Origin of the sequence: Nocardioides sp., from assembly GCF_041600255.1 — a bacterium.
Lineage (GTDB): Bacteria > Actinomycetota > Actinomycetes > Propionibacteriales > Nocardioidaceae > Nocardioides.
Genome location: NZ_JBFIKK010000125.1, coordinates 1 through 9,274, shown reverse-complemented (window position 1 = coordinate 9,274; position 9,274 = coordinate 1). Strand labels below are relative to the sequence as shown.

General features: G+C 71.1%; 11 protein-coding genes. 7 read left to right on the top strand and 4 right to left on the bottom strand.

Features of this window, described 5'->3' with window-relative positions; all coding sequences use genetic code 11:
- The 6 genes from ABZE72_RS13570 to idi form a co-directional block, all read left to right on the top strand.
- Window positions 1-556: lysophospholipid acyltransferase family protein (locus ABZE72_RS13570; RefSeq protein WP_372729564.1), on the top strand; the 556-nt coding region annotated here is incomplete at its 5' end.
- Between the two features lie 133 nt (window positions 557-689).
- Window positions 690-1,436, top strand: coding sequence for a UbiA family prenyltransferase (locus tag ABZE72_RS13565; protein ID WP_372729563.1), 747 nt, complete (start codon window positions 690-692; stop codon window positions 1,434-1,436).
- Window positions 1,437-1,503: 67 nt separating this feature from the next.
- Window positions 1,504-2,577 (top strand): type III polyketide synthase, encoded by a 1,074-nt coding sequence (locus ABZE72_RS13560; protein ID WP_372729562.1) that lies wholly within the window; start codon window positions 1,504-1,506, stop codon window positions 2,575-2,577.
- Window positions 2,574-3,110, top strand: coding sequence for an isoprenylcysteine carboxyl methyltransferase family protein (locus ABZE72_RS13555; RefSeq protein WP_372729561.1), 537 nt, complete (start codon window positions 2,574-2,576; stop codon window positions 3,108-3,110). Before ABZE72_RS13560 ends, ABZE72_RS13555 begins: the two co-directional genes overlap by 4 nt.
- Entirely contained in the window at window positions 3,103-4,125 is a 1,023-nt protein-coding gene (locus ABZE72_RS13550) for an NAD(P)/FAD-dependent oxidoreductase (RefSeq protein WP_372729560.1), read from the top strand. Before ABZE72_RS13555 ends, ABZE72_RS13550 begins: the two co-directional genes overlap by 8 nt.
- Complete coding sequence (idi, locus tag ABZE72_RS13545) at window positions 4,122-4,718, top strand: isopentenyl-diphosphate Delta-isomerase (protein WP_372729559.1); 597 nt, start codon at window positions 4,122-4,124, stop codon at window positions 4,716-4,718. The genes ABZE72_RS13550 and idi overlap by 4 nt, the downstream gene beginning before the upstream one ends.
- 57 nt (window positions 4,719-4,775) lie before the next feature.
- Here the strand turns inward: idi and ABZE72_RS13540 are convergent, their stop codons facing one another.
- The gene (locus ABZE72_RS13540; RefSeq protein ID WP_372729558.1) at window positions 4,776-6,362 is read right to left on the bottom strand and encodes a cation:proton antiporter; all 1,587 of its coding nucleotides are present in this window, start codon (window positions 6,360-6,362) and stop codon (window positions 4,776-4,778) included.
- Window positions 6,363-6,566: 204 nt separating this feature from the next.
- On the opposite strand from ABZE72_RS13540, the gene ABZE72_RS13535 reads away from it, so the two are divergent.
- Complete coding sequence (locus tag ABZE72_RS13535; protein ID WP_372729557.1) at window positions 6,567-7,631, top strand: TerC family protein; 1,065 nt, start codon at window positions 6,567-6,569, stop codon at window positions 7,629-7,631.
- Between the two features lies 1 nt (window position 7,632).
- Here the strand turns inward: ABZE72_RS13535 and ABZE72_RS13530 are convergent, their stop codons facing one another.
- The 3 genes from ABZE72_RS13530 to ABZE72_RS13520 form a co-directional block, all read right to left on the bottom strand.
- Window positions 7,633-7,818, bottom strand: a complete 186-nt coding sequence (locus ABZE72_RS13530) for a hypothetical protein (RefSeq protein WP_372729556.1) — start codon at window positions 7,816-7,818, stop codon at window positions 7,633-7,635.
- A gap of 68 nt (window positions 7,819-7,886) precedes the next feature.
- Window positions 7,887-8,021 carry a hypothetical protein gene (locus ABZE72_RS13525; protein WP_372729555.1) on the bottom strand — a complete coding sequence of 45 codons (135 nt, stop codon included), beginning with the start codon at window positions 8,019-8,021 and terminating at the stop codon, window positions 7,887-7,889.
- Between the two features lie 289 nt (window positions 8,022-8,310).
- Window positions 8,311-8,772, bottom strand: a complete 462-nt coding sequence (locus ABZE72_RS13520; RefSeq protein ID WP_372729554.1) for a hypothetical protein — start codon at window positions 8,770-8,772, stop codon at window positions 8,311-8,313.
- Window positions 8,773-9,274: the final 502 nt, after the last annotated feature.

Sequence of the window (9,274 nt, the reverse complement as noted above, 5' to 3'; positions counted from 1 at the left end):
GGTCGAAGGCCAGGAGAACCTCTGGCGCTCGCGGCCGGCGGTCTTCGTCTTCAACCACCAGAGCCAGCTCGATGTCGTCGTGCTCGCCGCACTGCTGCGCCGCGACTTCACAGCGGTGGCCAAGAAGGAGCTCGCCAAGGACCCCACCTTCGCTGCGATGGGCTGGCTGGCCGATGTCGCGTACGTCGACCGCACCGACAGCGTCGCGGCCCGGGAGGCCCTCGCACCGGCCCTCGAGAGCCTGGCCTCCGGCACCTCCCTGGTGATCGCCCCCGAGGGCACCCGTTCACCCACCCCGCGGCTGCTGCCCTTCAAGAAGGGCGCCTTCCACCTGGCGATGCAGGCCGGGGTGCCGATGGTGCCGGTGGTGCTGCGCAACGCCGGCGCGATCATGCCCGCGCACTCGATGATCCTCACGCCGGGCACCGTCCAGGTGCGGGTGCTCGAACCGCTGCCCACCGACGACTGGACCGCCGAGAACCTCGACGAGCAGGTGGCTCGGGTCGAGAGGCTCTACTGCGACACCCTGGACGACTGGGACACCGCACCGCAGTGAGGTCCACCGGTCATCGCGGGAACCGGGGCAGCCGAGCGGTGAATGTGCGGGGGATGGGTACCTAGCAGCGGTGAACCTACGTCGGGCGTCTCTGGGGCTGGTCGCGGCCAGCCACCCCGGCCCGGTGGTCGCCGTGTCCCTCCTCAGTGCCCTGCTCGCCATCGCGGCCGGACTCAGCGTCGGCACGACCGCCCTGGTGGTCGGTGCCGTACTGACCGGACAGTTGTCGATCGGCTGGTCGAACGACCTGATCGACCTCGCGCGCGACCGCAGCGTGGGCCGGCCGGACAAGCCGCTGGCCAGCGGGGTCGTCAGCCCGACCAGCGTCCGCATCGCCTGCGCCCTGGCTGTCGCCGCGACCGTGCCGCTCTCGCTCGCCTGTGGTGTCACGGCCGGCCTCGTCCACCTCGTCCTGGTGGCCGCCGGTTGGGCCTACAACCTCGGGATGAAGTCGACGCTCTGGTCCTGGCTGCCGTACGCCGTCGCGTTCGGCGGGCTGCCCGCGTTCGTCGAGCTCGCCCGCGACGCCACCCGGCTTCCGCCGATGTGGATGATCGCGGCCGGAGCCCTGCTCGGGGTCGGCGCCCACCTGGTCAACGTCCTGCCGGACCTGGCCGACGACGCCGCCACGGGAGTTCGGGGGTTGCCGCACCGTCTGGGCGCGCGGTGGACTCCACCGGTGGCGGTGGCCGCGCTGGTGCTGGCGACCGCGGTGATCGCTGCCGGGTCCCAGAGCACCTCCTGGCTGATCCTGGCTCCGGCCTTCGCGGTCGTCGCCCTGCTCTGCCTGCTGGCCCTGCTCGGCAGGGACCGGACTCCGTTCCGTGCCGTCATCGCGATCGCGCTCGTCGACGTCGTGATGCTCGTCTGGGCCCGATGACCGGCCCGATGACCGGAGCCGAGTCCTGTCCCTCCCACCTGCGCCACCGACGATGAAGGAGTCAGCCATGGAGATCCTGTCCGTCCGCGGAGCCCTCCCCGAGCACCACTATCCGCAGGAGGAGATCACCGAGGCCTTTGCCGCGATGGTGACCCGTGGGGGTCTGGACGAGAAACTGATGCGCCGCTTCCACGCCAACTCCGGGGTCCGACAGCGCCACCTCGCGCTGCCGCTGGAGGCCTACGCGGGTCTCGAGGACTTCACCCAGGCCAACGACGCCTTCATCGAGGTCGCGGTGGAGCTGGGCTCCCGCGCCGTTGTCGATGCGCTCAAGGCGGCGGGGCGCACCCCCAGCGATGTCGACCTGATCGTCTCGGCCACGGTGACCGGGCTGGCGGTGCCCTCGCTCGAGGCCAGGATCGCGGCCGCCATCGGGCTGCGTCCCGACGTGAAGCGGATGCCGCTGGTCGGTCTGGGGTGCGTGGCCGGTGCGGCCGGCGTCGCACGGCTGCACGACTACCTGCTCGGTCACCCCGACGACGTGGCCGTGCTGGTCGCGGTGGAGCTCTGCTCGCTCACCGTCCAGCGGGACGACGTGTCGCTGCCCAACCTCGTGGCCAGCGGGCTCTTCGGCGACGGCGCCTCCGCCGTGGTGGCGCAGGGTGGCAGCGGTCGGGACGGTCAGATGGAGGTGCTCGCGACCCGCAGTCGGCTCTACCCCGACTCCGAGCGCACGATGGGCTTCGACGTGTCCTCGTCGGGCCTGCGGATCGTCCTCGACTCGGCCGTTCCGGCGATCGTCGGGCGCTACATCCGCGACGACGTCGAGTCCTTCCTCACCGATCACGACCTGACGCTGGCCGACATCGGCTGGTGGGTCTGCCACCCGGGCGGCCCGAAGGTGATCGAGGCGCTCCAGGAGGCGCTCGACCTGCCGTACGCCGCGGTGGAGATGACGTGGGACTCCCTGGCCCGGATCGGCAACCTGTCCTCGGCCTCGGTCCTGCACGTCCTCGAGGACACCCTGCGCGATCGCCCGCCGACGCCCGGCTCCCACGGCATCATGCTGGCGATGGGGCCCGGTTTCTGCTCCGAGCTGGTGCTGGTGCGGGCCACCGACCCCAGCAAGGTCGTCCGATGACCAGCCTGACCGCGTTCACGGTGGTGGTCGTCTTGGTGGGCCTGGAGCGGCTGGCCGAACTGGTCGTCTCGAAGCGCAACGCGGCGTGGAGCTTCGAGCGCGGCGGCACCGAGTCGGGGCGCGGGCACTACCCGTTCATGGTGGTGCTGCACTCGGGTTTCCTGGTGGCGATGCTGGTCGAGGCCTGGGTCCGGCGGCCCGACGTGGCGCCGGGTCTGACCTGGTCGATGCTGGCGCTCGTGGTCGCCTCGCAGGCGCTGCGCTGGTGGTGCATCGTCACGCTGGGTCCGCGCTGGAACACCCGGGTGATCATCGTCCCCGGACTGGCCCCGGTGCGGTCGGGTCCCTACCGGCTGATCCCGCACCCCAACTATGTCGCGGTGGTCGTCGAAGGCGCGGCCCTGCCCCTGGTGCACGCGTCGTGGCTGACCGCGCTGGTCTTCACGCTGGCGAACGCGGCGCTGCTGCGGGTGCGGATCAGGGTCGAGAACGAAGCGCTCGCCACCCTGCCGAGGGTGTCTGCCGATGCGTGACCTGATCGTGGCGGGCGGCGGTCCGGTGGGGCTGGCCACCGCCTTGTACGCCCACCGCGCCGGCCTCGACGTCGGCGTGGTCGAGCCCCGTGACGGGGTGATCGACAAGGCCTGCGGTGAAGGGTTGATGCCCGGGGCCGTCGCCGCACTCGCCGAGCTCGGGGTGGACCCCGACGGCCACCCGATCACCGGGATTCGCTACCTGGCAGGGGACCGGGTCGCCGAGGCGCCGTTCCGGCACGGGCTGGGCCGGGGAGTGCGGCGTACGACGCTGCAGGTGGCGCTCGGCGAGGCCGTGGCGAAGGCCGCCATCACGATCGAGCACCGGGCCGTGCGCAGCGTGGAGGAACGGGGCGACCACGTGGTAGTCGACGGGGAAGCCACACGTCACCTCGTCGCGGCGGACGGGTTGCACTCGCCGATCCGGCGCCTGCTCGAGCTCGACGAGCCGACCGGCGGGCACCGTCGCTACGGTCTGCGCAGGCACGTGCAGGTGGCCCCGTGGACCGCCTTCGTCGAGGTGCACTGGTCAGCGCTCGGCGAGGCCTACGTGACGCCGGTCGCCGATGACCTGATCGGCATCGCAGTGCTCAGCGAAGCCCGGCTGCCCTACGACGACCTCCTCGCCGGCTTTCCGGCCCTGGCCCGACGGGTGGCCGGCGAGCCGTCGACCCGCGTGCTCGGAGCCGGTCCGTTGCGTCAGCGTGCGCGTCGCCGCGCGGCGGGCCGGGTGCTGCTGGTCGGGGACGCCGGCGGATACGTCGACGCCCTCACCGGCGAGGGCATCGCGCTCGGCCTGGCCCAGGGCCGGGCCGCGGTCGACGCCGTCCGGACCGGACACCCCGAGCGTTACGAGCTCGCTGCTCGCCGCCTGGGGTGGCGCCACGAACTCCTCACTCGGGGACTGGTCACCGCCACCCGACATCCCGCGGTGCGTGGCCGCGTGGTGCCGGCGGCAGCCCGACTGCCGTGGGTGTTCACGGCGGCGGTCAACCAGCTGGCGAGACCGGCATGAGCGCCCCCGCTCCCGCCCCTGAGCTGGTGGTCCTGCTCGACGAGGAGGGCCACGCGATCGGCACCACCGCCAAGGCGGGGGTGCACCACAGCGACACCCCGTTGCACCTGGCGTTCTCCTGCTACCTCTTCAACGACCGAGGGGAACTGCTGCTCACGCAGCGGGCCCTGGGCAAGCCGACCTGGCCGGGCGCGTGGACCAACAGCGTGTGTGGCCACCCCGGCCCGGGCGAGGGCGTCGTCGACGCCGTACGCCGTCGGGTGCTGGCCGAGGTCGGGATGCGGGCCGAGGACGTCCGGTTGTTGCTGCCCGGCTTCCGCTACCGGGCGGTGATGGACAGCGGCGTGGTGGAGAACGAGATGTGTCCGGTGTTCGTGGCGACGGCATCGGGGGAGCCCCGCCCCGACCCGACCGAGGTCGAGGATCTCGCCTGGGTCGACTGGACGGAGTTCCGCGACGGCGTGCTGGCCGGCACCCGGGTGATCAGCCCGTGGTGTCGCGACCAGGTGGCGGCCCTGCCTGCCGACCCGCTCAGCGCACCACCGGCGCCGCACGCTGGGTTGCCGCCGGCGGCGCAGGTGACCCCGGCCTGAGGCTGCCGTGGTTGCTGGAGCCGTGCGAGGGCTGTGGGTCGACCGCGAAGAAGTGGGTCAGGGTGCGTCGCGTCGGGGGAGGCCGGCCTCTCGGGCGCCGGTGTCCGCGAGCTCGGCACCGACGCCCTCGTAGAGCTGGAAGCCGGTGTGGGCGCCGAGCTCGCGGGCCTGCTGGAGGTCCTCGTCGTACTGGGCCACCACGGCGACGGTCCCGCTGAAGTTGCTCGCCTCCAGGTTCTTCAGGGCGTTGAGGTTGCTGCTGTGGAACGGCATGGCCAGCACGGCCAGCTGGACCTGGTCGGGGCGGATCCGTGCCCAGAAGTCCGGATCGGTGGCGTCGCCCTCGACGACGTTGAGACCCTCCTCGGCCAACACCGCTCGGCGTGCTGGCAGCGACTCGACCCCGATCACTCGCAGGCCGTAGCCGCTCTCCAGCCGTTCGTAGGCCGCCCGTCCGACCCGACCCATCCCGAGCACGACGGCCTGGGCGTCGCCCACCTCGATCGGGCGGTCGTCGGCGTGCATCCGCTCCGCCGGGCGATCGGGCAGCAGCCGCCGTGCCATCTGGACGAAGGCGTCCGGAGTCCGGCTGACCACCGCGGACAGCACGAAACTCGCCGCCACGGTGGTGGCGAGGACCACGGGCCAGGGGTCGCCGAGCTGGGCGCCGGCGGCGACCGCCACGATCAGCCCGAACTCGGAGTAGTTGCCGAGGATGGTCGCCGTCCGCACCGACGTACGGCGCCGCAGGCCGTGCGCCCACAGCAGGACCGCGAAGCCGAACGACTTGAGCGGGACCAGCAGCAGGAGGGCGGCACCGATGAGGAGGTGCTCAGCCGACGGCAGGCCGGTGAACCCGATGGACAGGAAGAAGCCGACGAGCAGCAGCTCCTTGAGGGAGAACAGGCTCTTGCTGAGCTCGACCGATCCGGGGTGGGACGCGAGCAGGACGCCGATCACCAGCGCGCCCAGGTCGCCCTTGACGCCGAGCAGGTCGAAGAGGGCGTAGCCGGGCACCAGGGCCACGGCGAGGCCGAAGAGCGGCCGGAGTTCGGCGTGACCGAGCCTGGCCAGCAGCGGGCGGACGAGCGCAGCGGCCGGCACGAGCAGGACCAGGGCAGCGGCCCAGGGGCTGGGTCGTTCCTCGTGGGCGAACGCCAGGAAGGCGACCGCGGCGATGTCCTGGACCACCAGGATGCCGATGGCGCTGCGGGCGCTGAGGGAGACGAGGCCGCCGCGCTCCTCGAGCTGCTTGACCACGAAGACGGTGCTGGAGAACGAGAGCGCGAAGCCGACGAGGACCAGGGTCTGCCAGTCCTGGTCGGTCAGCAGCCCCACGCCCAGGATCCCGAGCAGCCCCAGGAAGCCGGCCGCGACGGCCGTGGTGGCGGCCATGTGCGTGGTGGCGGTGAGCCAGACCTCGCGGCGCACCAGGACCCGCAGGTCGAGCTTCAGGCCGATCCCGAAGAGCAACAGGGTCACGCCCAGGTCGGCCAGGAGGCCCAGGGCGTCCGGCGCCTGGACCCCGGCGGCGTTGAGCGCGAAGCCCGCCACCAGGAAGCCGACCAGCGGTGGCAGTCGGACCAGACTCGCGAGCATGCCGGCGGCCAGTGCGACGGTCAGTATCGCGGCGATCTCCCCCATGCAGCGCGAGGCTACCGGGGGAAGAGGGAGCGGCCGGTGGTGCGTGGCCGATTTCTGTCGACCGGAGGGCTCGACTATCCTTGCGCCTCGAGGGGAGTACTTCCCAGTTCTGTCCGGTCAGTCCGAGTGCCGATGCACTCCCGGTCAGGGGCCGCATTCCAGCGGTGAAGGAGACCTCAGGAGAAGAATCCTGAGGAGTCTGTTGTGTCCCCGTTCCCTGTGCTCGTCGCCGATCCGGTCGGCACTCCCAGCCTGTGGCTGATCACCATCGCCGCGATCCTCGGTCTGCTCGCCCTGGACTTCGCCGTCACCCGCAAGCCGCACGAGGTGCGGATGCGGGAGGCGGTGGCCTGGTCGGTGTTCTACGTCGCCATCCCGGTCGCCTTCGGGGTGTGGGTGTGGCAGAGCCACGGCAGCCAGCGAGGGCTGGAGTACTACACCGGCTACCTGGTGGAGAAGTCCCTCTCGGTCGACAACCTGTTCATCTTTCTGATCCTGCTGACCGCCTTCGCCGTACCCCGCAGGCTGCAGCAGCGGGTGCTGCTGATCGGGGTGGCCGGGGCGTTGGTGCTCCGCGGCATCTTCATCGCGCTGGGCGCCCAGCTGATCTCGTCGTTCGCGTGGGCCTTCCTGCTCTTCGGCGCCATCCTGCTGCTCACCGCGGTCAAGGTGCTGCGCGACGCGATGACCCCGCACCACGACACCATCGACATCAGCTCGCTGCGCTCCGTCCGGCTGCTGCGCAGGATCTGGCCGGTGACCGACGACTACGAGGGCAGCCGGCTCAGCGTCGTCCGCGACGGACGTCGTTGGCTCACGCCGATGGCCCTGGTGGTCGTGGCCATTCTCGGCACCGACATCGTCTTCGCGATCGACTCGGTGCCGGCCGTCTACGGCATCACCGAGGACCCGTACCTGGTCTTCGTGACCAACGCCTTCGCCCTGCTCGGTCTGCGTGCGCTGTTCTTCGTGCTGGCCGGGGCGCTCGCCTCGTTGGCCCACCTGGGCTACGGCCTGGCCGCGATCCTGGCGTTCATCGGCGTCAAGCTGGTGGCCCACTGGGCGCACGGCGTGTGGATGTGGGTGCCGGAAATCCCGACGCTGCTGTCGCTGGGCGTGATCGTCGGCATCCTCGCGACCGTGATCATCACCAGCCTGGTGGCCCGGCGCCGCGAGGAAGCGGCTCCTGCTACGGAGCCCCTTGAACGCGTGGAGCCCGTGGAGCCCGTGGAGCCCGTGGAGCCCGTCGAGTTGGCGGGCCGGCGCTGAGTCAGGCCCGCTGGTGCCAGGGGTCGCTCTGCGCGAAGCCTCGCCTGAGGATGGCCCGAGAGATGAAGAACCCGATCACCGCGAGCAGGAGGGTGAAGAGGGCGGCCAGCCCCGGCGGCAGCCCCAGCAGGGTGGCCAGACCCGAGGCGATGCTCAAGCACGCCAGCAGGACGACGATGGGAACCATCCCGAGCAGGGCGTGACGGTGTCGGGATCTCACAGGCCCAGCATGGCACGCTCGCCGCGCAGCCGACGTCATCGCGGCTCCTGGCGCACCAACTGGACGACCCCACCCATCGCACAGATGGCAGCGATGTAGAGGCCTCGCACGTCGTTCGCCCACAGCGCGAGGGCCGTCCACACCAGGGCGAAGTAGAGGAGCGCTGGCACCGCAGCCAGGCGCGCCCGAAGTTGTCGCATGGCGGGTCAACCGACGCCAGCGGTCGAGGTTACGGCGGCGTCCGGGATCGCCTGGCTCAGCGCGACGCCCATTCGGGCCCGTTCGTTGGGCCGGGTCCCGGGCTTCCGCTGTCGAGAGACCCCCCCGGGATCACGCTCCTCGGACTGCTCAACGGCACGACCGCTCGGCATCCGCCGCGTCCGCCGGACGTGCCCCGCAGCGACCTCCTTTCGGAGTTCGTGCACCAAGCGGCGTGGTCGAACAGAGCTCGCGAAACGCTCAGCCAGGCTGCAGGTCGCCGCACGTCACCCGGATCTCCGACTCCTGACCATCGAGCTCGTCAATGATCGCGGCGCCCAGGATCTGTGCACCCTCGTCGGTGAAGCTCAACGCGAAACTGGTGGCTGCCGCGGCCACGTAGCCGGTCACCGTGTCGAGATCGTCAGGCAGCGAGTGGGTGACCACGTCGCACATCACGTCCCACGCCAACCCGTACGCAGCGTCCTGGACATCCTCGTCGTCAGACAGCCGGCTCACCTGCGATCGAACGCTGCTGCCGATTGACGGCGCCAGCTGATCGGCCGTGTTGCCGAGCACGATGCCGCCCCGCAACACGTCGTCGGAGCCCGCCTGCGCCAGCCGACCCACGTTCCGAGCTGAGGTGCTGCAGGAAGCTGCTGTGCCGACCATCAACCCAAGGCAGGCGGCCACCCGCACAGCGACACGCACCCGATCGTCCATGTCGTCCCCCGCCGCCTCAACGTCCTTCGATACTCCGCTCGGTTCAGGTCGGCGTCAAGGAGTCCCCGGGCCGCGGCATGTGCGGTCGCGCCGTGCGAGCGGAGTGACCGTGGAGCCGACCTCCCGATTCCACGTGCACGACGCCAAGGTTCGCCATCAGGTCCGCAAGCGCTGTAGTCGAGGGCGATGAGGTCGAGACCGCCACGTGGTCGGGCCAGGTGGACGTATGCAGGGGGTAGGCGGCAGCCGAGTTCTGCGTCGACCGAACGAAGGGCTTCCTCGGACAGCGGTGCTTCGCTCGACTCCGTCGACCTGCCTCGTCCGGCACCCACAGATCTGCGTTGAGATCAGGCGAGGGCACAGGCTTCACAGTAGCGAGAGCACGCGCGCTCATCGGCTGCTTGTTTCATTGACCTCAGAGCCGGTTGCGTCGGACCTGACCGGACGTGCCTGTACCCCGCGGATCGTGGATCGGCGGGGTGGGGGGGCGGTCAGGGTCTGC